A 26,055-nucleotide genomic window follows, 5' to 3' on the forward strand; every position below is an offset into this window, starting at 1 on the left:
ATCAGCACTATCAGTTGGACGAAGGATTGACGTAGCGGATCAGATCGCCGATGCCGTTGTAAATCCGATAGGGGCGGAAGGGGAAATTAGAAACCTGCTCGGCACTGGTCGAACCAGAAAGGACGAGGAAGGTCCTCATGCCTGCCTCAACGCCTGCGCGCACATCCGTATCCATGCGATCGCCGACCATTGCGGCATTCTCAGAGTGAACACCGATCTTGTTCAGGCCCGCACGAATCATCACAGGATTCGGCTTTCCGACGAAGTAGGGGGCCTTGCCGGTCGCGGCTTGGATCATCGCGGCGACCGATCCCGCTGCCGGAAGAGTGCCCTCATCTGAAGGACCAGAAACATCCGGGTTCGTCGCGATGAACTTCGCACCGCGCTCGATCAATCGGATTGCAGTCGTCAGAGCGTAGAAGTCATAGACGCGGGTTTCACCGAGGACCACGAATTCAGGATCCTGATCGGTCATGATGTATCCGGCTGAGTGGATCGCCGTCGTCAGGCCAGCTTCGCCAATCACGTAGGCGGAAGAATTGGGGGACTGCTGGGACAAGAATGCGGCGGTTGCATTCGCCGATGTCCAGATGTGCTCTTCTGGAACATTGAGGCCCGAATTCGCCAAGCGCGCAGATAGGTCGCGGTTTGTGAAGATCGAGTTATTCGTCAGGACCAGGAATGGAATGCCATTCTCTTCCAAAGCGGAGATGAAATCCTGGGCTCCGGGAAGGGCGCGGTTTTCCTTAACCAGAACGCCATCCATATCCGAAAGCCAAGCGCTAATTGGGGGCATATCCGACAGTGCAGTGGAAAGAGAATTCGTCATGCCTCTAATCTATCTGTTTGCGAGCTCGTTCGGTAGGAAGAAGGCGACCATGGAAGAAAACTCTCAGCCAGAAGTTGGCGTTGGGCCCTGGCCGGGAGGACCAGAAAACTGGCCATCGGAAGAGTTCTACGATCCGCAGCTCTTGGCCGAGGGGGATCGACGCAATGTCGAGGACCGCTACCGCTATTGGAAGATGGAGGCAATCATCGCTGATATCGCCTCTCACGCACTTCCTTTCGAGATAGCCATCGAAAACCTCGGTCACGACTTCAATATCGGCTCAATCGTTCGCAGCGCGAATGCTCTGGGAGTAAGCCGCGTCCACATCGTCGGTCGGCGTAGGTGGAATCGGCGCGGGGCTATGGTGACCGACCGCTACTTGGAGGTTATTCACCATCCCGAGGTCGGTGAATTTATTTCCTCACTGCACGAACGAGGAATCACCCCGGTTGGAATCGACAATGTTCCCGGCTCTATTCCCCTTGAAGGGCATGCTCTTCCCAAACGGGCATGCCTGGTCTTCGGTGAAGAATCAAGCGGTTTGAGCGAAGAAATGCGCCGGGAATGCAACGAAATCCTCCACATTACGCAGCGCGGCTCAACGCGTTCAATGAATGTCGGCCACGCCGCAGCAATCGCAATGTGGGCGTGGGTGATTCAGCACTCCTAGGCTCGCGCCAAGGCCTCGGCGGGGAAGTCTTGCACCCGGTCGGTGAAGATCCCCGTAACGCCCCATTGCGCAGCTTTCCGCGAATCCTCGAGGGTATTCACGGTCCAGACGTTGACCTCAAAGCCGGCGTCGAGCATCTCGTGGACGTCGGCCTCGGTCAGGTCTTGCCCGCAGGGGTGGATCGCAGTGCACTCAATCTGCGAGGCCTCGCGCCAGCTTCCTGCGCGCACTTCCGCTGGGGTGCACAGCCAGGCGAGCGAAACTTCGGGCATAGCCTCGCGCACCGCGCGAAGCAGGTCGTGATCGAATGAAGAAATAAGGATCTTGTCCTTGTTCACAAAAGAGCGCAGGGCTACTTCGACATTCTCGATGAGAGTATCGCGGCGTCTGCCTGCCGCTCGAGGCTTGAGCTCGAAATTGAAGCCGGTCTGGGTTGAGTTGGCAAAGGAGACAACATCGGCTAGCTCGGGGATGCGCTCAAAACGGTAGGTTGGCGAGAACCATGCGCCCGCGTCGAGCCTGCGCAGCTCACCGTATCCCCATGAATCCCAGGAACCCGAGGAATTTGTCGTGCGGTCGACAGTGTCATCGTGAATGATGAGCAGCGTCCCATCCGCCATGACACCCACATCGCACTCACACCAGCGGGCCCCAATTTCCGAGGCCTTCGCGAAGGAAGCGATCGTGTTTTCGGGCGCGAGCGTGGGAGCCCCGCGGTGGGCGAAAATCTTTGGGAATTCAGTCATTATTTCTCCTTCGCTGCGCAATTCTAGAAATAGTCATCGACGGGGATCAGCCCGACTCCGGGTACGAATTGCATCTTCGGGCGGTCCGTGGGGGTTTCCGTTTCATCGGCTTTCCCGTGCATTCCGTCGATTCCCGCGCGCTCTTCTTGGCGGCTGAAACCCTCTTCTTCAGTGAGCGTTTCCATCTCCGAGGCCGCGCCTTCGTCAGGTTGGGTCATCAGCGCCGGGTCGAGCAGCATCGCTTCGTCGCGCTTGGTGGGAAGGACGCTCTCCACATAGGACTGGATGGCTTCATCCTGGGGAACGTCGTGCCCAACATCTTGGGCAAGGTACCAGCGGTGTTCCAGGAATTCGTGGAAGATCTGGGCCGGTTCCAGCTTGGCTGCGAGCTCGGCGGGAACGGCAGTGATGACAGGTTCGAAAACTTCGTTCATCCATTCATGAGCAACGATTTCGAGAGGCATTCGGGTCTTTCCCGTCATGGCACGGTAGGTCTCAATATCGTTGAGCATACGTTGGGCCTGATTCTCGCCGACGTCCATGCCCGTCAATCGCATGAGTTTGCGGTGATGGTGGCCGGCATCAACGACCTTTGGAGTGATGATCAGGTGCGTTCCATCAAGGTCGGAGGACATCTGGAGTTCACCGACTTCGAAGCCAAGGTCATTCAGGCGGCGGATACGCTGAGCGACTCTCCACTTCTGGTTGGATTCAATAACTTCAGGTCCGGTGAGTTCGTTCCACAGCTCCAAGTAGCGCGAGCGAATCCGGTCGCCGACCTCGATGGGATCTTCATCGCTGGGGAAGAAAGATCCTGCTTGAAGGTCCATTAATTCGCCGATGATATTCGTCCGTGCCAGATCAACGTCGTAGAGACGCTGGCCTTCGGTAAGAGAAGGATGGATTTCGCCAGTTTCTGCGTCAACGAGGTATGCGGAGAAGGATCCGGCGTCGCGACGGAAAAGCGTGTTTGAAAGAGAAACATCGCCCCAATAGAAGCCGAGGAGATGAAGACGAACCAGGAGAACTGCGAGGGCATCGATCAAGCGCCCTGCGGTTTCGGGTGTCATGTGTTGGCTAAAAACCGCGCGGTAGGGCAAAGAGAACTGAAGGTGTTCGGTAACCAGCACAGCCGCAAGTTCTTCGCCAAAGGCGTCGCGTCGCCCGGTGATGACTGCAGTGGGCAGGACGGAAGGTGCACCTAGACGCGACAGATCTCGAAGGAGTTCATATTCGCGGTATGCGACGCTTTCGCCGATTTCCTTGACCGCGATGACCCTGTCGGAAAGGTTGACGAAACGGACGACGTGGCGAGAGATGCCGCGAGGAAGAGCAGCAAGGATCTCCGTCGGCCAGTCTTCAAGGGGGATATCCCAAGGTAAGTCCAACAGTGCGGGGTCAACCGTCGCTGCTGTGATCTCAAGCGTTGAGGGAATGGGCATAGCTCTATTCTCGCATTCATTGAGCAAAGTGGCACGGGGCCCGCAACCGTGTGTGGTTGCGGGCCCCGTGGTTTAGCCCTGAGTAGCGTCTAGACGCCGAGTAGGTCACTCGGGCAGGCGCTCGCCGGTGGACGCAGAGAAGTTGTGCTGCTGTCCTTCCTTGATGCGGGTGTGGATCACGCCGCCAGGCTTGGGAGCGGTGCGCGGAGGAACGCGGACGATGAGCTGTTCGCCCTTGCCTTCGCTGCCGGAACCCAGACCATGGCCGGAATCTGCACCTGCCAGGTGGCCGTAGATGTAGGCATCCGAACCCAGTTCCTCAACGAACTCAACTTCGATCGGAATGGTGTTTTCGGTTTCTGCAGAAACGACCTCGAGGCCCTCGGGACGGAAGCCGATCGTGATCTTGCCTTCGTCTTCGGGAACCATGGCATCCAGCGTTGCCTGCGAGAGCGGAACCTCTGCGGTGCCGAGCTTTGCGACATTGCCTTCAACCTTGAACTTGCCGAGGTTCATGGCGGGGGAGCCGATGAAGCCTGCGACGAATTCGTTGGCAGGGCGCTCGTACATTTCCTGCGGGGTACCGACCTGCTGGAGGAGACCGCCTGCGAGAACCGCAATGCGGTCGCCCATCGTCAGAGCCTCGGTCTGGTCGTGGGTCACGTAGACCGTGGTGACGCCGAGTTCGCGCTGCAGCGAGGCGATCTGGGTACGGGTCTGGACACGGAGCTTGGCGTCCAAGTTGGACAGAGGCTCATCCATGAGGAAGACCTGAGGCTTACGAACGATTGCGCGGCCCATAGCAACACGCTGACGCTGGCCACCGGAGAGAGCCTTGGGCTTGCGGTCCAAGTAGGGCTCCAGGTCAAGGATGCGTGCGGCTTCTTCAACGCGCTTGTTAATTTCATCCTTAGGAGTGCCTGCGATCTTGAGTGCGAAGCCCATGTTCTCACGCACGGTCATATGCGGGTAGAGGGCGTAGTTCTGGAAGACCATTGCGATGTCGCGGTTCTTCGGCTGTACGTCGGTGACGTCCTTATCGCCAATGAAGATGCGGCCAGAGTTCACATCCTCAAGACCTGCGAGCATGCGCAGCGAGGTGGACTTGCCACAACCGGAGGGACCGACGAGAACCAGGAATTCACCATCCTGAATCTCAAGATCGAGCTGGTCGACAGCGGGCTTATCTGACCCGGGGTAGATTCGGGTTGCCTTATCGAAAGTTACAGTTGCCATATTGAACCTCCACCGGCGGTACGTGCCGGACGATCCTTAGTAGAGACCAGACGACAGCGTCTTCACTGCCGCCGCACGTCCTTCACCACCTGTGTGAAGTGCGTACTTGCTCACGATAGCACCAAAATTTGCGAAAAATCCAACTCAATTTAAAACGAAGTGCATAGAAGAGATTCGAAATGAGCTGGGCATTCGATACCCTTGGGGGGTGCGTGAGCAAGAGATCATCGGTGGGTACCGCCTCCTCAAACGCCTGGGGGCGGGGGGCGCTGCTACCGTGTGGCTTGCTTGCGACGAGGCCGGGGAGCGTGTAGCCCTTAAGATCCTTCACCCCGCGCTCGCCGCCGATGATGACTACCGTGAGCGTCTCCTTCGAGAAGCTCGAACGGTGAATTCCATTCGCGGTGGGGGAGTGTCCCACATCTTGGATATCGAGATCGATGCGACTCAACCTTTTGTCGTCAGCGAGTACATTCCAGGCCCCACGCTTTCCGAATTACTCTCCCGCGGTGCGATCAATGTTGGAGGGGTTGCGGCCATCGGCGGGGCGCTTGCCCAAACCCTTCAAGATGTTCATGCTCGTCGGATTGTCCACCGCGATGTGAAGGCCTCGAATGTCATTTGTTCCCCGCAAGGGCCGGTGCTCATCGATTTCGGTATCGCCATGGGGCAAGACGAGGCGCGCCTGACTCAAACCGGTCTGGTATCGGGAACCGCGGGATATACCGCACCCGAATTGCTCAAGGGGGCTTCGGCCTCGGCAGCGACAGATTGGTGGGCGTGGACGGCTACCCTGCTTGCCGCACTCACTGGGCGCCCACCCTATGGAAGTGGGGTGACCGCTGCGATCTTGGATCGGGTGCTCAAGGGGGATCCTGACACCGACGGCCTCGATTCGTCTGTCGCTCAGCTCATGCGACAAGGACTTCACCCGGATCCTCAGCTTCGCCCAAACCCTGACCACATCATCCGCCATCTTGCGCACTGGGGCGGGTTCCCCCTTGAAAAGATTGCGATCTATGGGGGAAGTCAGGCGTGGGAAAACCTCAATTGGGCACGACTCTTGGCTCCTGTTCGTCAAGGGGATACCCCAAGTGTCTCAGTGGTCGCAGATGACTCTGCTAACGAGGAAACTCAGGTCTTTGACGATGATGCTTTACAGACCGCGGTCATTGAAGAGTTCGATCCGGATCGTACTGCGGCATTAGCGAATGACTTCTCATCTCCGGATGAAACTCAGGTGTATCCGCAGTTCATGGGTGGCGCGCAGCCAAGTATCGACGAAACCTCGCTTTTTAACTACCCGCATCCCATGGCCTCGTCAACGGGGACAAGCTACCTACCCGCTCAGGATGGATTCCGACAGGCGTCGATCCCGCCCAGTATCGAATTTGCAACCCAAGCACCCGCGTATATTCCTCAGCAGGTGAAGACGGCGAATATTTTAGGGCTGATCATTCTTTCTGCTCTTGCGCTGATTCCTTTATATAGGGGGTTGATCGGGTTGATCAGCGTGGGGGTGATCGTCGCGCTCTTCGCAGTGCTTGGGAGCGCCTATAAATGGCGTGAAAATCGGAGGATCCTCAATCAAGAGGCGCGCTCCAGTGATACCTGGGCTGCACTCGGTGTTGCTCCTTTCACCGGGCTGGGAGGGATTCTCTCTACTGCGGTTGGTCTTGCCCCCGGGGCTGCTCTGGCGTGGGGGCAGTGGATTCTCTTTTCCCGTGGCCTCTACGAGCCTCTCGGTTTGTCTCCCGATTTTGGATTCTTCTCCACCCCCTTCGGAGATCCCGGAACATGGTGGTTCCCGCTTGTATTGACCGGTCATGCGCCGATCACGTCTGATGCGTGGCTGGCGGGGAGTCCCTCGTGGATTATCTTGACCTGGGTTCTGACCACTCTTGCCCTGTGGGGAATGTGGGTGATGCCAACGGGATCCGCTTTGCGTGATGGCGTGAGCGTATGCGTGTCGACCTGTGCTCCCAAGACATGGATGCGAGTACTTCTTGGTCTGCTCATTTCCGGTGGCGTTGCAGCTGTCCTTGCCCTGAATTTCTAAGGTTCAGCTGGTGCGCACGGAATGAAATATGGCGCAGCTGCGTTGGTATCGGTGCGTAAACGGGCATTGCTCGCTAGTCTTGAATGCAGTTCAACAGAAAGGCCCGCAATAATGGCAAAGTCTTCCCGCTCGCAGGATGTGCGCGCAAAGGCGCAGCAACTGCGTGAAGAACAGGCGCGTGCAGATCGCCGGACTCGCAACATCATCATTTCTTTGGTTGCACTGATTGTGGTTGTCATCATCGTGGCAATTGCTGCGGTGATCGTTCAGTCCAACCGCAAGAAGGCAGAAATCGCCGAGGCTGGATCGGCTGCGCTCGGTGCGTATTCAAATGGTGAACCCGTTGTTGTTTCCCACCTTGGTATTGGGAAGGTCGACGAATCCATTCCGACGCTGACTGAGTATTTCGACTACTCCTGCCATGTGTGTGCCGCATACGATGTGGCTTTTGGGGAGCAGGTTAGCCAGGACGTTCTTGCTGGTAAGTACAACATCAAGTACCAGCCAGTGAATACGGTGAAGGCCGCGTATCAGTATGCATCAACCAGTGCGGCTCTGGTCGCTGCGCAAAAGGTCGATGCGCAAACATGGATGAAGTTCCACAATGCTTTGCTGTCTTACTTCAATGATCAGTACAACTCCGGCAAGGGAACTGTCGTTCAGGACCTGTCTGCTTCTGCTACAAAGGTTAAAGAAATCGCTGCGCAGGCGGGAATTCCGCAGGATGTTATTGACACCTTCCCCGAAAACGGTGTGAATGACTATCTGACCAAGTCGACCAACGCGTGGGCTGAGGCGAAGATTGACGGTCGCGAAAATGGATCTTTGGGAACTCCTGAGTTCGTTGTGAACGATAAAGCCGTCGTTGATTTCAAGGGCGTCAAGGCAACCAGTGTCAAGGACTTCTATCCCGTGATTACTGCTCAGCTTCAAGCTGCCGGTCCGGCATCTGCATCGAAGTGATGCTGCTGATCGCTCTCATGTGATTGGGCTTTTCAGGGGCGCGTGCGTGACATGGTCGCGCATGCGCCCCTGTTGTATCTTCTGAGATGTCCCCTGAGCTTTTGCGTGTCCCGTGATGGGGAGGATCATGAAGTGGCATGTGAGCCATATTGCGGTTTTTAATTCGTCTTTGTGGCCCCACTCATGGCACACTATGTGGGTTGCCACCTTAGCTCAGTTGGTAGAGCACCCGCCTTGTAAGCGGGCGGTCGTCGGTTCGAGTCCGACAGGTGGCTCCATTATTCAGTCCAAACGGATACGCCCGTTTTGTGGCTGGCATTGGCCGGGCGGCCTGCATTCCCCTGTTATTTCGGGAAAGTGGGGACCCGGCTTATTTATACCTGTTGTTTGTTGTGGCTGCGCGGGTGCTTTGCGGATTGAAACGTACTATCGCGCTCGATGTACGTAAGGCAGCATCAGAGTCGGAGTCGTCCTGGTATCAGGTTCAACGAGCAGGTTCAGTACCACTCATCTGCTTAGCCGTTGCTTATGCAGATTCAGGTTTACTCTTCATTCTTCAAGGAATCTACCACGAGATCATTTCTCCGCTTATTCCGGTAGTTGTGTTTAGTGCACAAAGTCTCGTCGGAATTATATGGATATACAAGGCGAGCAGTAACTCCGATCCATCACAAAAACCAGAGTAGAACCGGTGAGGTCTCCGAAAGAATTAAGGAAAAAATGAATTCGGTGATCCTTGTGCGTCCAATAATTTCGAGTCAGAAGTAGGGGCTTTCTCGAAGGTTGTGGAGTCTGCTGTATGTGTTGGAATCTTGTTTCCCAATACCCCCAGGGGTATTATTGGAGGAAGCGAAGAAGACAAAAGCTCAAGTCAGAAAGTGAGCCGCATATGCGAGTTGTAGTCCTCGGAGGAGTCGCCGGTGGCATGAGCGCGGCGGCGCGCCTGCGCAGACGCGATGAGGGTGCCGAGATCATCGTGCTGGAGCGCAGCAAGTACGTGTCCTTCGCGAACTGCGGGCTCCCGTACTACGTTGGCGGCGAGATCGAAGACCCCGCCAAGCTCCTCCTTCACACCCCGGAAACCCTCAAGGCTGCGCTCAACCTCGACGTGCGCATCAACTCCGAGGTCACCGCGATCGACCCGGCGGCGCGCAGCGTCCAGGTCACCGACACGAAGACGGGCGAGGCCTACGCACTCACCTACGATCATCTGATCCTTTCCCCGGGCGGCCTCGTCAGCCGGCCCCCAATCGATGGCCTCGACTCCCCGCGCGTGCACACCCTGCGCACGGTCGATGACGCACGCTCCCAGTGCGAGGCCTCGGGTACGCACGCCGTCGTCCTGGGTGCCGGGTTCATCGGCATCGAGGCCACCGAAGCACTCGCACAGCGAGGCTTTGAGACCCACCTCGTCGAGTATGCCGAGCACGTCCTGCCGCCCCTCGAAGTCGAGATGGCAAGCCTGGTCACGCAGGAGCTGCGTGCTCTTGGCGTGCGCGTCCACGCCGGTGTCTCCGCCCAGTCCATCAAGCATGGCGAGGACCACGACTCCGTGACGCTCTCCGACGGTACCGAGCTGGGTGCCGACGTCATCGTCCTATCGACCGGCCTCCGCCCCGACACTGCCCTCGCCGAGGCTGCGGGCATCGAGACCGACCGCGGCTATATCCTCGTCGATGAGCACGGGCGCACCAGCGTGGATGGTATCTACGCGGTTGGCGACGCCACGGTTGGCCGTGACCACGACCACCCCGTCGCCCTAGCCGGACCTGCGAACCGTGGGGGACGCCTCGTCGCCGACGCGATCTCCGACGCCGAGCGCGGCGAGGCTACCGCGCGCCCCATCCCGAGGCCTCAGGGCACCGCGATCGTGCGGATCGGCGGACTTACCGCCGCCATGACCGGCGCTAACCGCCAGGCCCTCGATGCCTCGGGCACGGAGTACTTCACGGTGCACACGCACGCCAACCAACACGCAGGCTATTTTCCCGGCGCCAAGCCCGTGCATATCCTCATGCACCTGGGGGTCAGCGGGCAGATTCTCGGCGCGCAAGCCGTGGGTGCCGACGGCGTGGACCGCCGCATCGATGTCATTGCGACCGCCATGCGATCCGGCCTGAAAGCCACGGATCTCATCGACCTGGACCTCGCCTACGCCCCGCCCTACGGTCAGGCCAAGGACCCCGTCAACCAGACCGGCATGGTTGCCCACAACGTCTTGACCGGCGAGCTCATCCTCACTGGCCCGGAGGCCCTCACCGAGGACATGCCGGTCCTCGACGTGCGCACGGTGGGAGAATACGCGGCCGGGCACATGCCCAACTCACTCAACATTCCGCACACCCAGCTGCGCGACCGCCTCGATGAAGTCCGCGCCTGGGTCGACGAGAGCGTCGGCGACCGGCCCTTCGTCGTCATGTGTGCTGCGGGCGTGCGCTCCTGGATCGGCTACCGCATCGTGCGTCACGCGGGCTTTAACGTCACCATGCTGTCGGGCGGCATCCAGACGCTGCGCGCATGGCTCGGCGATCGGGCCGAGGCCGTTCTCGTCACGGGGGAGGGACACTCATGACGACGCGCAAGCAGGTCGTCAATCGCCTCAAGCGTGCTCGCGGGCAGCTCGACAGCCTCATCGACCACATCGAGAGTGGAGATGCGAACTGTCGCGATGTCCTGACCCAGTTCGCAGCCGTTAACTCCGCGATGAAACGCGCAAGCTACCTCGCGGTTGCGACGATCATGTCGCAGTGTGCGCTCGAGGATTCCATCCTCGAAAACGATGATGCGCCGACACCCGAAGCGGAAGAATCTCTAGTCAAAACCGGGAGCATCTCGATCGAAGAACTCGAGCAATTGTTCCTCCGGCTAGGCTGATGCGACACAGCAATCAGCCCGCCTAGAAAAACCTCATCACACCATGCAGCGGATCCGCTGACGGATTCGAGGCCCGATCAACGAAGGAGACAATCATGTGTCGACCCACTACCTGTGAAGTATGCGGAAAGACCACCTGGAAAGGCTGCGGCAAGCACATCGACTCGGTGAGGGAACAAGTGCCCCCGGATCAGTGGTGCGATAAGGACCATACCGAAGAGGAGTACGCCGCCGCCAAGAAGAAGCGCGGTTTCTTCGGAAGCCTCTGCAGCTAGCCCTCGGCCCTTCTGGCATCGTCGCGCGCCGCCTGCGGAAGGATTGAGCGCTCGAATAACCTACTCCACTATGTAGGACGCTACTGGTGTACCGATTGGATAGAGAGGTATCCGTTTTTATCCGGGAAACCGACTCCTGTTTTTCCCCTGCGTTTTCAAGCTTTCGAAACATTTTTGAATCCAATAAATTCGGGTTGTCGCAGCAACAAATGCTCCGCTGGCTCGGTAAACTCGCAACTGTCCATCCAGCCTACGCAAAGGTGCGCCCCCAATTGGCACCTGAGCTTTTCACGACAGATGGGTTTACTTCTCATGCACCGTGTATATCCTTCGACGCGCCAGCACACCCTCCGGCGCATTTTCATTGCAACACTGTTATCAACCACGCTTGGAGTCGGAACCGCTGTACTTCCCGCACAGGCCGCTCCTACGGTTCCCTACACTGACACAACCCCAACGGCACCACATACGACGCAGACGGTTTCGCAACCTTCTGAAGCCTCGCCGACTGCCACTCCTGAAGCCAGCGTCTCACCCGCACCCGAAGAAGCTCCCACGCCCACCACCCAAGGCAGGCGTGTCGCTCGCTCAACTGATGCCTCGGAAATCCTTCTTGAACCACAAAGGAACACCACCCAGGTGCGAGTACGCGTCGCTGATGACGCCGCAGATGATATTGCAGCCAATGCGGATACTGTTCACCTTCGCGCGACGATGAACTACCGCGGAAAAGTCACTCGCGAGATCGACAAGAAGATTCCCCTCGCCCAGGTGCAAGAGGGAAACTACTCCCTTGACTTTGGGACCTTCGGAAAATTCACTGCTTCGCTTACTTTGGAAAAGAACGGGAACACTGTTCGCGCTCTGTCCAATCAAACTATTGGCGTGACTGCAGATAGCTACAACATTGCACCGGTTAGCGCGACCTTGCCCGTAGCAATGTTCTCCTTGAACTTGTGGGGAGAAAACTCGATTCGTAAATCCGGCCCGGTAATCGCGATGTTTGAGCGCCCGAACGCCTACAACTGGAAGGCGCTGCCCGGACCCGAGGCTGATAACTACGGTGTCTACGGGCTTCCTTATCTCTCTGAAAAGGAAATCACCCTCCAACCCGGTGGCTTCGACGAGGCCTCGCAGCAGTTCCGTGATCGCATCGACATCGTCGCCGACTACGTGCGCGACCTGCGCGAATTAGACCCCTCCTCGACGATCAACCTCTACGTCGTTGACGTCTTCGTCAACGTTGTCCAGAAGGTCATTTACGCGAATAAAATCCCGCAGGATCGCTACACGATCCGTTTGATCACTGACGGCGCATACTCCTACGTGAAGTTCCCCGATGTTTACCAAGACGGAAATCCCAAGGGAACACATGAACGTTTGGTGCGTGAGTGGAAAGAACTGAAGGCAAAGACCTATGCCAAGGGCCGTGCCGAATACCCTGCCGATAGTACCTGGGAGATGTCGCCATACCTGTGGGCGATGGTTGATTCTGAACCGAATGCACAGTGGTGGCTCTCCCGGCCGAAACTGCTGAGCTCGCCTGGAGACGCAGACGCTTTCGCCAAGGAAGTTCAGAGCTCTTCCAAGGTCAAGGCCGTCAATATCTCGGCTCTGCTCAAGACCAATATCGCGCCCTCTGCTGAAGCGACAGCTCAATTCAAGGCCCTCTACAACTTCAATGACGGATACTTCAACGAAGCTGAGAAACAGGGCAAAGAGGTCATGCTCATGCTTGGAACCCACCTGAAGCAGGAGTCCGGCTTTGAAGACTATGCGCGATTCACGCAGAGCTACTACGGGGATCGCTACCTGTACTACTACAAGGGCCATCCCGCGACCCCGACTGAGCTTTCTACCACTAAGCAAGACGAACTCAAGCGCCTTGAAATGACCGATGTCGATGCCTCAATCGCAGCGGAACTCATCCTGTTCTTCAATCCGGGCATTGATGTTGCGGGGTATGAGTCATCGACCTTTGCCAGCACGCAGCCGGGTAAAGCGAAAGGTGTCTTCAACCTGACGAAGACCAAGGCAATGGAATCCGAGGCTTCGCCCTACCGCGGTCTTGAATACTGGATCGTCCCCATGGACAAGGCGGAAGACGGGCTGAAGAAACTGTGCCCAGGCGGCCACACCTGCTACCAAGTCGAATTCTCTGACTCAATCAGCGCCAAGGAAGGCTACACCCACGCGCTGTGGGATGCGACAGACTCCGTCATTATCTACTACAAGAAGAACGGCAATTCCTTCGAAAAGATCCGCGTCCAAAACGGCGTGGGTGCTAAGTCGTCGGTTGAAGCGGGCGAGTACTACATCAAGTCCGCGCTTGCAGATGACCTGGTGCTCGATGTTTGGGCGGCGAGCCGAAATGATGGCGCGAATGTTCAGCTGTGGAACGCGAACTTGAGTGGCGCTCAGAAGTGGCGGGTCTCTTATGACTCTGAGGGGTTTGCGACCATTACGAATGTCGCCTCGGGTAAGGTCCTTGATGCGCAGTGGGGATCATCCCGCCCCGGAACGAATGTCGCACAGTGGAGCGGTAATGGAAGCCGCGCACAGAAGTGGAAGATCGTGACCGGTGACAAGGGGCGTATCACCATTGTTTCCGCCTTGGATCCGTCGATCGTCCTTGATATCTCGGCGGGAGGGCGATTCTCCGGTGCGAACGTTCAACTGTGGACGGCCAATGGTTCAGACGCTCAGACCTTCGCGTTTATCCCGACGAAGCCATTGCTAAGTCCTGAAGGGCAGGCAGATGTTGCCCCGGGTTACTACTCGATTTCCAGTGTTGTGAACCCCAATATGATTATGGCTCTTGCAAATTATTCTTTGGATAACGGTGCAAAGGTCCATGCGTGGACCAACTACGGATTCCACGACCAAATCTGGAAGATCTCCCGTGACGCCGATGGCTACTACCGCCTCGAAAATGTTTGGTCGAATAAATCCCTGGATAGTACAGATGGGACGCCCATTCCGGGCCGCCAACTTCAGCTCTGGACAACGGATCTGAACAACCCGAATCAAAAGTGGGTGATCACTTCGGTCACGGGCGGGGCCTACATGCTTCGCAATGTGGGAACGGGATTGGTCGTCGACCTCAGTGCCGGTATTGCTCAAAATGGCAGACCCATTGACGGTTACCTTGCAAATGGCACGACCGCTCAGCAGTGGCGTCTCGACAAGCTCAACGACCCCATCAGTCGTTTTGATGATGCCGCCGATGCAACGCGTGGCCTTGTCGAAGATGGGATTTACGAGATCGAACCGATTGCTGCTCCCGGAAAGCGTCTGGATGTTCAGTGGGCCTCACAGGACGCCGGCGCTCGAGTGTGGCTCTATTCGGCGAATGGTAGTTCTGCACAAAAGTGGCGTGTCAGTCACGATGCTCAGGGCTATGTCATTTTGACGAATGTTGGCTCAGGGAAGGTGCTGGATGTCTACGGTGCCAGCAAAGCCTTTGGGACCAAGGTGACTCAACAACCTGCAAACGGTACTCACGCGCAGAAATGGATGGTCGTCGAGACCGACAACGGTGATCTAGCTATTGCATCCGCTGTTGCTCCCTTGCTGTTCCTCGACCTAGAGGGCGGGCGAAATGCTGATGGGACACCTCTGCAGACCTACGGATACAACGGTTCAAAGGCTCAGCGTTTCCGCTTCATCAAGCAGTAATCGCTAGAGCTCTATAGAGATGGGGCGCCCGCGCAGAGTACGCGGGTGCCCCTTTTCGCTGAGTGGCGACTTTGAACACGCTCGCCTTAGGGAAGTCGCCAATCAATCGCTGTTGCCCCCTGCTGCGCAAGCAGCGCGTTTGCGCGGCTAAAAGGCCTCGAGCCAAAGAAACCGCGCCTGGCCGACAGGGGAGAGGGGTGCACAGACTCAATCGCGGGAGTATCCCCCAACTGCTCGCGCAGAGACTGCGCATCTCGTCCCCACAAGATTGCAACCAGTGGAAGACGATTCCCCGAGGAATCGCGGCGCTCAACCAGAGCATCAATGGCCCGTGAGGTCACTTCTTCCCATCCCATCTTCCGATGAGAGCCAGCCTGTCCGGGGCGAACCGTCAATACGCGGTTGAGAAGGCACACTCCCTGTCTGGACCAAGGGGTCAGATCCCCGCTGGTTGGCATGGGAACGCCCACATCGGTGGTGAGTTCCTTGAAGATATTGCGCAGAGATGCGGGGAAAGGAACGCCGGGTGCAACAGAAAAACTGAGGCCCATCGCATGCCCGGGAGTGGGGTAGGGGTCTTGGCCGACGATGAGGACTTTCACCTGATCCAGAGGGTAGGTAAAAGCGCGTAAGACATCGCTTCCGGCGGGAAGATACCCATGCCCAGCCTCGACTTCAGCGCGCAGCTGCGCACCCAACTCGTGAATTTTGTCTTCAACCGGGGCTAGTGCACGTGCCCACGAGGGGTCAATCACTCGATCCAAAGATTCCACGGACCTACTGTAGCCGCAGGCTTGCCGGGCCGCGGCCTCGTCAATCGGTTGAAATGGGGAAATCTCAGCCACGCGGGGAGGGACTATGCGCGGGGATAGTGTTTTCGCTACTCTGAAACCGTGACTTCTCAGTATCCAAAGGACGAATTTGACCGCGCCGGCGAAGACATGCCTCAGGGCATGCACCTTCAGCAGCCCTCGCGTTGGAAGAGCGTGTGGCCCTTCCTCGCAGTGCTGGTGATCGTTCCCGCGGCCGCATGGGGGATCAGCCACATCCTGACCTCGGGTGGCTCGCAGCCGAAGGCTACGACCAGCGTTACTGCGACGGCATCTGCCAGCGCAAGCGCGACCACTCCCTCTGCTTCTCCTTCTTCCGAGGCCACCGCCTCGCCCTCCGCCTCGGCGACGACAAGTGAGACCCCCTCTCCCTCGCCGAGCATCCCGGTGCGTCACTCCGCGAAGATTTCCGTGCTGAACGGAACCGGAACTCAAGGTCTTGCTGCGCAGAAGGTTTCTGCACTGGCGAACGCCGGTTTTGATGGTGCAAGCGCCGCAAATGCGCGTGGCTGGGATACCGAAGTTACGACCGTCTACTACGAGGATCCCAACCTCAAGCCCACCGCTGAAGAGGTTGCAAATGTCTTGGGAATCTCGCGTGTTGTTCAAACGCAGACGGGCGATCCCGACGTCGTTGTTGTTCTCAAGTAAGTAGGGGACTGTGGGGCTCGTGTTGCGCTGAGGCCAATACTTCGCGTTAAACTTTCTACGCCCCAATAGCTCAGTCGGTCAGAGCAGCGGACTCATAATCCGTGGGTCGTCGGTTCAAGCCCGACTTGGGGCACTGGAAGCGTTTCTACGCTGAAGTAGTTCTGGGGGCAACCTGAACGTGAGGTTGGACATATTGTCCGTCGAGCATTGCGCCCCTATATCCCTGTGCCTATGATGAGTATTTGCGCTTTATTGTGCCCGAGGTGACCCGTATCCATTCGCTGTAATAGGCGCTGGGCGGATGCGGACGGTGTCAGTTAATGGGTCGAAAAGCGTGTGCGCGCAATGAAAACGCAGGGAAGGACCCCCGTTGGCTGCAAGTACCAACACTGCCAACCAGCCCAAGAACCGCATTTCTTTCGCTAAGCTCCGCGAGCCTCTGCAGGCACCGAATCTGCTCGGCCTGCAGACCGAAAGCTTTGACTGGTTGCTGGGAAACGATGCATGGAAAGCACGCGTGGATGCCGCAAAGGCTGCTGGACGCGTAGATGTTCCGGATGTCTCCGGTCTTGAAGAAATTTTCCAAGAGATCTCGCCGATTGAAGACGTGGCTCGCACCATGTCTCTTTCGTTCCGCGATCACCGCTTGGAACGACCGAAGTACTCCGTTGAAGAAGCGAAGGCTAAGGATTACACCTACTCGGCACCCATGTACGTGACCGCCGAGTTCATGAACTACAACACGGGCGAAATCAAGTCGCAGACCGTCTTCATGGGCGATTTCCCGCTCATGACCCCCCGTGGCACCTTCATTATTAACGGCACCGAGCGTGTCGTCGTCTCGCAGCTCGTCCGTTCGCCGGGCGTGTACTTCGAGCGGACCTCGGATCGCGCATCCGACAAGGAAATCTTCAACGCGAAGATCATCCCCAGCCGTGGTGCATGGCTCGAGTTCGAAATCGATAAGCGTGACGCCGTGGGCGTGCGCATCGACCGTAAGCGTAAGCAGTCGGTGACGCACTTCCTCAAGGCTCTTGGCCTGTCCGAGGCCGAAATTCGCGAGCACTTCGCCGCCTACCCGGTGCTTCTTGAGACCCTCGAGAAGGACACCGTTCGTACCCGCGACGAGGCGTTGACCGATATCTACCGCAAGCTGCGTCCGGGCGAACCCGCCAACGTTGAAGCCGCTGAGGCTCTGCTGCACAACTTCTACTTCGATCCCAAGCGTTACGACCTGGCAAAGGTCGGCCGCTACAAGATCAACAAGAAGCTGGCTGTTGACACCCCGGCCGATAGCCCCGAACTGGTGCTCTCCATCGGTGACATTATTGCGACCGTCAAGTACCTGCTTGCCCTGCATGCCGGTGAGAAGACCTTCGCAGGCGTCCGTCACGGTGAGCCCGTCGAGGTTCGCGTCGAGTCTGACGATATTGATCATTTTGGAAACCGTCGTATCCGCGCCGTGGGCGAACTCATCCAGGCGCAGGTGCGTACGGGCCTTGCACGTATGGAACGTACCGTTCGTGAGCGTATGACTACTCAGGAAACGGACTCCATCACGCCGCAATCCCTGATCAACATCCGTCCTGTTGTGGCTGCAATCAAGGAGTTCTTCGGAACCTCGCAGCTCTCGCAGTTCATGGACCAGAACAACCCCCTGGCTGGCCTCACGCACAAGCGTCGTCTGTCGGCTCTGGGTCCTGGTGGTCTGTCTCGTGACCGCGCCTCCATGGAGGTTCGTGACGTTCACCCCTCGCACTACGGTCGTATGTGCCCGATTGAAACCCCTGAAGGCCCGAACATTGGTCTGATTGGTTCGCTGGCAACCTTCGCCCGCATCAACCCCTTCGGTTTCATCGAAACCCCCTACCGTATCGTCCGCAACGGACAGGTCACCGACGAAGTCGAGTACCTGACCGCCGATGACGAAAAGGGCCACTTCATCGCACAGGCTTCTTCGCCGGTCGATGCTGATGGACACTTCATCGATGAGCAGGTTCTGTGCCGTGTTGCCGGCGAAGACCCGACCCTCATCGCACGTGATCGCGTGGATTACATGGACGTTTCTGCTCGCCAGATGGTGTCCGTGGCAACCGCGTTCATCCCCTTCCTCGAGCACGACGATGCAAACCGAGCCCTCATGGGCGCGAACATGCAGCGTCAGGCCGTGCCCTTGCTCACCACGGAAGCTCCGCTCGTGGGTACCGGTATGGAACAGCGTGCCGCACACGACTCTGGCGAAATGGTTATCGCCCAGCACTCCGGTGTTGTCACCGAGGTCTCGGCAGACCTGGTTGTCGTCACCACGGATGAAGGCGGACGCGACACCTACCGCCTCGAGAAGTTCGAGCGCTCCAACCCCGGTAACTGCACGAACCAGCGCGTAATTGTTGACGAAGGCCAGCGCGTGGAAGAAGGCGACGTGCTCGCCGACGGTCCCGCCACCGACAATGGTGAAGTCGCACTGGGTAAGAACCTGCTGGTTGCGTACATGTCGTGGGAAGGCCTCAACTACGAGGACGCCATCATCTTGAGCCGTCGCGTTGTTGAAGAGGACGTCCTCACCTCGATTCACATCGAAGAGTACGAAGTCGACGCACGCGAAACCAAGCTCGGTGAGGAAGAAATCACCCGCGATATCCCCAACGTCTCCGAGGAATCCCTCGCTGACTTGGACGAGCGCGGCATCATCCGTATCGGCGCCGAGGTGACCGCTGGTGACATCCTCGTCGGTAAGGTCACCCCGAAGGGTGAAACCGAACTGACCTCCGAAGAGCGCCTGCTGCGCGCCATCTTCGGTGAGAAGGCTCGCGAGGTTCGCGATACCTCGCTGCGCGTCCCCCACGGTGAAGAAGGCATCGTCATTGGCGTTCGTGAATTCAACGACGACGAAGACGATCTCAACCCCGGCGTGCGCCAGACGGTTCGCGTCTACGTTGCCCAGCGCCGCAAGATCACCATTGGTGACAAGATGGCAGGCCGCCACGGTAACAAGGGTGTTGTGTCTAAGATCCTCCCGGTCGAAGACATGCCCTTCCTCGAGGACGGCACCCCGGTTGACATCATCCTCAACCCGCTGGGTGTCCCCGGTCGTATGAACGTCGGCCAGGTGCTCGAGTACCACCTTGGTTGGCTCGCCCACCAGGGATGGGACGCCTCGGAAGCTGTCAAGGCTGGCGAAGAATGGACGAAGCACCTTCCCGAAGAAGGCATCGTCGTCGCCCCCGAGACCCCCGTGGCAACCCCCGTCTTCGACGGCCTCGAGGCCGAAGAGCTCGCCGGTCTGTTGCGCAACGTCAACCCCAACCGCGATGGTGACGTCCTCACCAACGCCGAGGGCAAGGCGCGCCTGTTCGACGGCCGCTCTGGCGAACCCTTCCCGTACCCGATTGCAGTGGGCTACGCCTACATGCTCAAGCTGCACCACCTGGTTGACGACAAGATTCACGCTCGCTCAACTGGCCCGTACTCGATGATTACGCAGCAGCCTCTGGGTGGTAAGGCCCAGTTCGGTGGCCAACGCTTTGGTGAAATGGAAGTGTGGGCCCTGGAAGCGTACGGCGCAGCCTACGCCCTTCAGGAACTGCTCACCATCAAGTCCGATGACACCACCGGACGTGTCAAGGTTTACGAGGCGATCGTTAAGGGCGAGGACATCCCCGAGCCCGGCATCCCCGAATCCTTCCGTGTTCTGATCCAGGAAATGCGTTCGCTGTGCCTGAACGTCGAGGCTCTCGACGCAGCCGGCAACGTGATTGACCTGCGTGAAGAAGATGACGACTTCAATGCGCGTGAGGAACTGGGCATCACTCTTGATGCGCGTCCGAACGCCGCGGCGACCATCGATGCGATCTGATAAGGAGCAATGACTTTGCTGGACGCCAAGACGTTCGACAGTTTGAAGATCACCCTGGCCACGGGCGAGGACATCGCCTCGTGGAGCCACGGTGAAGTGAAGAAGCCGGAGACCATCAACTACCGCACGCTCAAGCCCGAGCGCGACGGCCTGTTCGGTGAGCAGATCTTCGGTCCCACCCGCGACTGGGAATGCGCGTGTGGTAAGTACAAGCGCGTGCGCTACAAGGGCATCATCTGCGAAAAGTGTGGTGTCGAGGTGACGCGCTCCAAGGTGCGTCGTGAGCGTATGGGTCACATCGACCTGGCAGCTCCCGTTACCCACATTTGGTACTTCAAGGGTGTTCCCTCGCGCCTGGGCTACGTGCTGGACCTGGCTCCGAAGGACCTCGAAAAGGTCATCTACTTCGCTGCCTACATGATCACCGAGGTTGACGAGAAGGGCCGTGACGAAGACCTGATGGATCTTCGTTCCGAGCTCGAGGTCGAAAAGACCCACCTCGAAAACCAGCGCGATGCCGCTATCAACGAATTCGCAGAGCGCCTGGAAGCCGAGATCGCCCAGCTCGAAGCTTCCGATGCCTCCGCAACCGAGATTGAACGCCGCCGCAAGGCTGGCGAGCGCGACATGGCCAAGATCCGTCGTCGTTACGACGGCGATATTGAAGGCCTGGAGACCGTTTGGGAGCGCTTCAAGTCCCTCAAGGTCGGTGACCTTGAAGGTGACGAGCGCCTGTACCGCGCGATGGTTGCTCGCTACGGCACCTACTTCAAGGGCGACATGGGCGCTTCTGCTATCCAGAAGCGTCTGCAGACCTTTGATCTGGAAGCCGAAGTCGAACAGCTGCGTTCGATCATTCAGAACGAGAACGGTCCCCGCAAGACTCGTGCGATCAAGCGCCTGAAGGTCATCAACGCATTCGTTGCGACCGGCAACAAGCCCGAGTCCATGGTTCTGACGAACATCCCGGTTATTCCGCCGGATCTTCGCCCCATGGTTCAGCTTGATGGTGGCCGTTTCGCGACCTCCGACCTGAATGACCTGTACCGTCGCGTGATCAACCGCAACACCCGACTCAAGCGTCTGCTCGAGCTGGGTGCGCCTGAGATCATCGTCAACAACGAGAAGCGCATGCTTCAGGAATCCGTTGACGCGCTCTTCGACAACGGCCGCCGTGGCCGTCCCGTCGCAGGCCCCGGTAACCGTCCGCTCAAGTCCATCTCTGACATGCTCAAGGGCAAGCAGGGTCGTTTCCGCCAGAACCTTCTGGGTAAGCGCGTGGACTACTCGGGTCGTTCCGTTATCGTCGTTGGACCTCAGCTCAAGCTCCACCAGTGTGGTCTGCCCAAGCAGATGGCTCTGGAGCTCTTCAAGCCCTTCGTTATGAAGCGCCTGGTTGAGAAGAACTTCGCGCAGAACGTGAAGGCTGCAAAGCGCAAGGTTGAGCGTCAGCGCCCCGAGGTGTGGGACGTCCTCGATGACGTTATCCGCGAGCACCCGGTTCTGCTGAACCGTGCACCTACGCTGCACCGCCTCGGTATTCAGGCCTTCGAGCCTCAGCTCATTGAAGGTAAGGCAATCCAGCTTCACCCGCTGGCTTGTGGCGCCTTCAACGCTGACTTCGACGGTGACCAGATGGCAGTCCACTTGCCGCTGGGTGCAGAGGCGCAGGCTGAAGCCCGCATCCTCATGCTGTCGACCAACAACATTCTGAAGCCCTCGGATGGACGCCCCGTGGCCATGCCCTCTCAGGACATGATCATCGGTCTGTTCCACCTGACCTCGGATCCCGATCCCTCGGTTGAGGTTGCCCGCGATGACAACGGCGAGGAAATCGTCCCCGTGTTCTCCACTGTTGCCGAGGCCCGCATGGCCTTCGATAACGGCGATCTTCACCTGAACCAGCGCGCTCGTATCCGTTTCTCGGGTATCGTTCCTCCGCTGGATTGGGAAGCTCCCGAAGGCTGGAGCGAGGGCGACGACATCATTCTGGAAACCTCGCTGGGTCGTGCGATCTTCAACGAGCAGCTCCCTGTCGACTACCCCTTCGTCAACGAAGTTGTCGGCAAGAAGCAGCTGGGCCAGATCGTCAACACCCTGACCGAGCGTTACCCGAATGTTCTGGTTGCTGACTGCCTGGATGCACTCAAGTCCGCTGGTTTCCACTGGTCGACTTGGTCGGGCATCACCATTGCCTTCTCGGATATTCAGGCATCGCCGAACAAGCGTGCGATCCTTGCTCGTTACGAGGCCAAGGCCGCCGAGATCCAGGATCAGTTCGAGACCGGTATTATCCTCGAGGAAACCCGCTACGAAGAGCTGGTTGACCTGTGGCTCAAGTGCACCGAAGAGGTCGCGCAGGATATGCGTGAACACTTCACGGCACGTAACACCGTGTACCGCATGGTTTCTTCCGGCGCACGTGGTAACTGGTCGCAGGTCCAGCAGCTTGCTGGTATGCGTGGCCTCGTGTCCGACCCGAAGCAGAAGCTCATCGAGCAGCCCATTAAGGCGAACTATCGCGAGGGCCTGACGGTTCTCGAGTACTTCATCGCAACCCACGGCGCTCGTAAGGGGCTGGCCGATACCGCTCTTCGTACGGCAGAGTCGGGCTACCTGACCCGTCGCCTCGTCGACGTCTCGCAGGACGTCATCGTTCGCGAGGCCGACTGTGGCACCCGCCAGGGCGTGCGCATCCAGATCGCGCAGAAGAACTCTGCGGGAGAATGGGAAGCTCTGGACACCATCGAGACCACGGCGTATGCACGTACCCTTGCTCGCGATGCGGTTGCAGAAGATGGCACCGTTGTTGCTCCGGCAGGAAGCGACTTGGGTGACGATCTGCTCGCACAGCTCGTTGCAGCTGGCGTGGAGGAAGTTGTCTGCCGCTCCGTCCTGACCTGTGAATCTCAGGTCGGCACCTGTGCGACCTGCTACGGTCGCTCGCTGGCCACCGGCAAGCAGGTTGACATCGGCGAGGCCGTCGGCATTATTGCTGCTCAGTCGATTGGCGAGCCGGGTACCCAGCTGACGATGCGTACCTTCCACACCGGTGGTGCGGCCTCGGCAGCCGATATTACGCAGGGTCTGCCGCGTGTTCAGGAACTCTTCGAAGCGCGTAGCCCGAAGATCGAAGCCAAGATGAACGAGGCCGCTGGTCGCGTTCACATTGACGACGAAGATCCTTCGGTGCGTCGCATTGTCATCATCCGTGATGACGCCAAGGAAGACCTGGTCATCGAGGTTTCTCGCCGCCAGAAGCTCCTGGTGGAAGAAGGACAGCACATCGATGCCGGTACCGCACTGACCGAAGGCCAGCTGGATCCCAAGGAAGTTTTGCGCATCATGGGCCGCAACGTGGCCCAGAAGCAGCTCGTCGACGAGGTCCAGAAGGTTTACCGCGATCAGGGTGTGGGTATCCACTCCAAGCACATCGAGGTCATCGTTCGCCAGATGCTCCGCAAGGTCACCATCCTGGAGCCGGGCGACACGACCTTCATGCCGGGTGAACTGGTTGACCGCATGGCCTACCTCGCGCAGAACCGTAAGGTTGCTGCCGAGGGTGGACAGCCGGCTTCCGGTCGTCAGATGCTCATGGGTATCACCAAGGCGTCGCTGGCAACCGATTCTTGGTTGTCTGCTGCATCCTTCCAGGAGACCACGAAGGTCCTGACCGAGGCCGCAATGAACGGCAAGTCGGATCAGCTTCTTGGCCTCAAGGAGAACGTCATTCTCGGTAAGCTCATCCCGGCTGGTACCGGCCTGTCGCGTTACAACAACGTTACGGTCGAGCCCACGCCCGAGGCTCTGGCGAACTCGAACTACACCGAGCTCGATTTCCAAGACGGCCAGGTGTCCGCGGACTTCCTGGATGCCCTTGGTGCAATCGATTTCGGTATGACCTTCAAGGAGTAACCGCCTCAGCGGTTTCCTGAAGTTCCCCGGCCTCTTCCGCGTAAGCGTGACGAGGCCGGGGTTCTTTGTCGTGTCTGCTTGCTTGCCCTGAGCGCGCCGGGGATGTCTCACGGCGGCGCAGATCAAGCACAGGCGGCGACGATCGAACATTACAAGTTCAACAATTTGGAAAGCTGACGCGCGGATGCTAGATTGGCTGCACACTATCCGTTAACGCTTAAGGATGTCTCCTCATGCGCCTGTCCAAGAAGCTGGTCATTGCAGCGCTCGGCTCCGCGACCCTCGTTCTCAACTCGTTGGCAGCCTTCGCCGCCGGTCCCATGATTGAGGATACGGAAGGTCCGCTTGTCCGGATCGCCATCTCCGACACGCTCAACTGCTCGATCAACTATCAGGGCGATAGGTTCAACGAGTTCTACAACAGTCGATCCGCTCAGAATCCAGCCGACTGTGGGACCTTCCTCGCTGTGGGATCCGAGCTGTTCGGTCCGGGGAAGCTGAATTCTCCAGCTGCGAGGCGGATGGGGAGGATCGCCTGGACGCCGGTCTCGCAAACGAAGTCAGGAACGGGTACTCAAGCCGATCCGTGGGTCCTCACGACTGTCGTTCGCGGCGGTGGATTCGAGATCACGCAGACGGACACCTACTCAACGGGCAATGACTTCTACGCAACGACCTCGTCAGTGAAGAACATTTCGGATGCAGCTCAGGATTTTACTCTTTACCACGCGGCGGATTGCTACCTTCAGGACAACGATTACGGCTTCGGTGAGTACGACGAGAGCACGGGGACGGTCATCTGCCGAGCGGAGGATCCGCAAACCGGCAAGCATACGGATCGTGGCCGAGTCGAGCAGTTCGTCCCGACAACCGCCGGTTCGAACTACTACTACAGTTCCTTTAACGAGGTCTGGAATAAGCTCAAGGATCGCGCCCCGCTGCCCAACAAGCTCGAGCGAGCAGATTCTAGCCGGGACAACGGCATGGCTCTGAGCTGGACTCGTACCCTCGAGCCGAATGCGACGGTCGACTACTCTCTCGTCACCTCCTTCTCGCCGAAGGGCCAGGTCGCGCTGTCCTCCGCGACGTGCGCCGTCGCCCAGCCGGGTGCCGACTCCACCGCGACGCGCACCATCGGCGTGACGATCACGAACCCGAACCGTGATGTCAAGTCGGTTCAGACGGTCATTGCAACCCTGTCGGACGACGCCACCTACGTTCCCCAGTCGGTCAGTGGTGCCCCCGAGCCGACGGTCGCGGGTAAGGTTCTGACCTTCAAGAATCTGGAGCTTCCCGCCAACGGGTCGGTGAAGTTCTCGTTCCTTATCGCCGGCAGCGCTGAGGTTACTCCGCTCGTGAAGATCTCGGGGACGACGACGAGTGGTGCAGCCATCGTCGAGTCCGATACCTCGCAGTCTTCGACGTGCGATTTCCCCGAGCTTCCGACTCCTGGGCAGTCCCAGCCGACTCCTGGGCAGTCCCAGCCGACTCCTGGGCAGTCCCAGCCCACTGCCGAGCAGTCCCAGTCGACTCCTGAGCAGGCGCAGTCGACTCCTGAGCAGGCGCAGCCCACGGGCGGCAAGAGCACTGAAGGCAACAAGCTTGCCCGCACTGGCGCAAACACCGGAGTTGCCATCGCGCTCGTCGGCCTGCTAGGCGTCGCCGGCGTCGGCCTCGTAGCGGCGAGGCGCCGCGCACACTGATCGGAGATCCGGTCGACAACGTCACAGGGCCCGGTCCCCGCGAGGGGGCCGGGCCCTCGTGCATCCCCTGCGATTGCCGTCGTCGGTGACAGGGCTGATACCGCCGTGGCGCCCCGGCATTAAGCTCCGCGGGCCCGACCTCGGTCAGGGAGCGAGGCTGTCGGGGAGAGAGACTTTCCACGTAGGGGGGCGAAGCATGCGGGCGCCAGCTTGCCCACTCTGACAGATTGTGCACGCAATCCGACAGAACGCACGAGGTCCCACCTCGAGGGGCCGACCGTGCGGTTGAATAGGTGGTGGTGGTTCCCGTCTGCCCTCGGGTCTGCGG

The 26,055-nt window shown here is 58.6% G+C and carries 17 protein-coding genes and 2 tRNA genes; 14 read left to right on the forward strand and 5 right to left on the reverse strand.

Going from position 1 to position 26,055, the window contains the following annotated elements; all coding sequences use genetic code 11:
• Window positions 1–10 precede the first annotated feature (10 nt).
• Window positions 11–829: an HAD-IIA family hydrolase gene (locus tag HMPREF1627_RS03795; RefSeq protein ID WP_034501271.1), complete on the reverse strand. Its 819-nt coding sequence runs from the start codon at window positions 827–829 to the stop codon at window positions 11–13.
• Between the two features lie 49 nt (window positions 830–878).
• Between HMPREF1627_RS03795 and HMPREF1627_RS03800 the strand changes: the two genes are divergently transcribed.
• Entirely contained in the window at window positions 879–1,499 is a 621-nt protein-coding gene (locus HMPREF1627_RS03800; RefSeq protein ID WP_034501273.1) for a TrmH family RNA methyltransferase, read from the forward strand.
• Here HMPREF1627_RS03800 and HMPREF1627_RS03805 read toward each other — a convergent pair.
• From HMPREF1627_RS03805 to HMPREF1627_RS03815, 3 genes are all read right to left on the reverse strand, one after another.
• Window positions 1,496–2,245 carry a glycerophosphodiester phosphodiesterase family protein gene (locus HMPREF1627_RS03805; RefSeq protein ID WP_034501275.1) on the reverse strand — a complete coding sequence of 250 codons (750 nt, stop codon included), beginning with the start codon at window positions 2,243–2,245 and terminating at the stop codon, window positions 1,496–1,498. The genes HMPREF1627_RS03800 and HMPREF1627_RS03805 overlap by 4 nt on opposite strands.
• A 23-nt stretch (window positions 2,246–2,268) precedes the next feature.
• Window positions 2,269–3,687: a DUF4032 domain-containing protein gene (locus HMPREF1627_RS03810; protein WP_034501278.1), complete on the reverse strand. Its 1,419-nt coding sequence runs from the start codon at window positions 3,685–3,687 to the stop codon at window positions 2,269–2,271.
• A gap of 105 nt (window positions 3,688–3,792) precedes the next feature.
• On the reverse strand, window positions 3,793–4,923 hold the full coding sequence (locus HMPREF1627_RS03815) for an ABC transporter ATP-binding protein (protein ID WP_034501279.1): 1,131 nt from the start codon (window positions 4,921–4,923) through the stop codon (window positions 3,793–3,795).
• 208 nt (window positions 4,924–5,131) lie between these two features.
• Here HMPREF1627_RS03815 and HMPREF1627_RS03820 point away from each other — a divergent pair, with 208 nt between their 5' ends.
• The 8 genes from HMPREF1627_RS03820 (at window position 5,132) to HMPREF1627_RS03855 (ending at window position 14,772) form a co-directional block, all read left to right on the forward strand.
• A complete protein-coding gene (locus HMPREF1627_RS03820; RefSeq protein ID WP_034501280.1) occupies window positions 5,132–6,982 on the forward strand; it encodes a serine/threonine-protein kinase in 1,851 nt (616 codons plus the stop codon).
• 111 nt (window positions 6,983–7,093) lie between these two features.
• Complete coding sequence (locus tag HMPREF1627_RS03825) at window positions 7,094–7,945, forward strand: DsbA family protein (RefSeq protein WP_034501282.1); 852 nt, start codon at window positions 7,094–7,096, stop codon at window positions 7,943–7,945.
• Between the two features lie 202 nt (window positions 7,946–8,147).
• Window positions 8,148–8,223: transfer RNA gene (locus HMPREF1627_RS03835), tRNA-Thr, on the forward strand.
• Window positions 8,215–8,631 carry a hypothetical protein gene (locus HMPREF1627_RS10160; protein WP_234305243.1) on the forward strand — a complete coding sequence of 139 codons (417 nt, stop codon included), beginning with the start codon at window positions 8,215–8,217 and terminating at the stop codon, window positions 8,629–8,631. Before HMPREF1627_RS03835 ends, HMPREF1627_RS10160 begins: the two co-directional genes overlap by 9 nt.
• Before the next feature lie 203 nt (window positions 8,632–8,834).
• Window positions 8,835–10,517 carry an FAD-dependent oxidoreductase gene (locus tag HMPREF1627_RS03840; protein ID WP_034501286.1) on the forward strand — a complete coding sequence of 561 codons (1,683 nt, stop codon included), beginning with the start codon at window positions 8,835–8,837 and terminating at the stop codon, window positions 10,515–10,517.
• Window positions 10,514–10,819, forward strand: coding sequence for a metal-sensitive transcriptional regulator (locus HMPREF1627_RS03845; protein ID WP_034501289.1), 306 nt, complete (start codon window positions 10,514–10,516; stop codon window positions 10,817–10,819). Before HMPREF1627_RS03840 ends, HMPREF1627_RS03845 begins: the two co-directional genes overlap by 4 nt.
• Before the next feature lie 95 nt (window positions 10,820–10,914).
• Window positions 10,915–11,094, forward strand: a complete 180-nt coding sequence (locus HMPREF1627_RS03850) for a hypothetical protein (protein WP_034501290.1) — start codon at window positions 10,915–10,917, stop codon at window positions 11,092–11,094.
• A 312-nt stretch (window positions 11,095–11,406) separates the two neighbouring features.
• Window positions 11,407–14,772, forward strand: coding sequence for an RICIN domain-containing protein (locus HMPREF1627_RS03855; RefSeq protein WP_107066755.1), 3,366 nt, complete (start codon window positions 11,407–11,409; stop codon window positions 14,770–14,772).
• Window positions 14,773–14,858: 86 nt separating this feature from the next.
• On the opposite strand, the gene HMPREF1627_RS03860 is transcribed toward HMPREF1627_RS03855, so the two are convergent.
• Window positions 14,859–15,545, reverse strand: a complete 687-nt coding sequence (locus tag HMPREF1627_RS03860) for a uracil-DNA glycosylase (protein ID WP_034501292.1) — start codon at window positions 15,543–15,545, stop codon at window positions 14,859–14,861.
• A 120-nt stretch (window positions 15,546–15,665) separates the two neighbouring features.
• Here HMPREF1627_RS03860 and HMPREF1627_RS03865 point away from each other — a divergent pair, with 120 nt between their 5' ends.
• The 5 genes from HMPREF1627_RS03865 (at window position 15,666) to HMPREF1627_RS03885 (ending at window position 25,727) form a co-directional block, all read left to right on the forward strand.
• A complete protein-coding gene (locus HMPREF1627_RS03865) occupies window positions 15,666–16,253 on the forward strand; it encodes a LytR C-terminal domain-containing protein (protein ID WP_231945365.1) in 588 nt (195 codons plus the stop codon).
• Between the two features lie 59 nt (window positions 16,254–16,312).
• Window positions 16,313–16,386 (forward strand) — tRNA-Ile (locus HMPREF1627_RS03870).
• Window positions 16,387–16,623: 237 nt separating this feature from the next.
• On the forward strand, window positions 16,624–20,109 hold the full coding sequence (gene rpoB, locus HMPREF1627_RS03875) for a DNA-directed RNA polymerase subunit beta (RefSeq protein ID WP_034501295.1): 3,486 nt from the start codon (window positions 16,624–16,626) through the stop codon (window positions 20,107–20,109).
• 15 nt (window positions 20,110–20,124) lie between these two features.
• Window positions 20,125–24,024, forward strand: a complete 3,900-nt coding sequence (rpoC, locus tag HMPREF1627_RS03880) for a DNA-directed RNA polymerase subunit beta' (protein WP_034501428.1) — start codon at window positions 20,125–20,127, stop codon at window positions 24,022–24,024.
• A 233-nt stretch (window positions 24,025–24,257) separates the two neighbouring features.
• Window positions 24,258–25,727: an LPXTG cell wall anchor domain-containing protein gene (locus HMPREF1627_RS03885; RefSeq protein ID WP_034501296.1), complete on the forward strand. Its 1,470-nt coding sequence runs from the start codon at window positions 24,258–24,260 to the stop codon at window positions 25,725–25,727.
• The last annotated feature ends 328 nt before the right edge of the window (window positions 25,728–26,055 follow it).

Origin of the sequence: Actinomyces sp. S6-Spd3, from assembly GCF_000758755.1 — a bacterium.
GTDB lineage: Bacteria > Actinomycetota > Actinomycetes > Actinomycetales > Actinomycetaceae > Pauljensenia.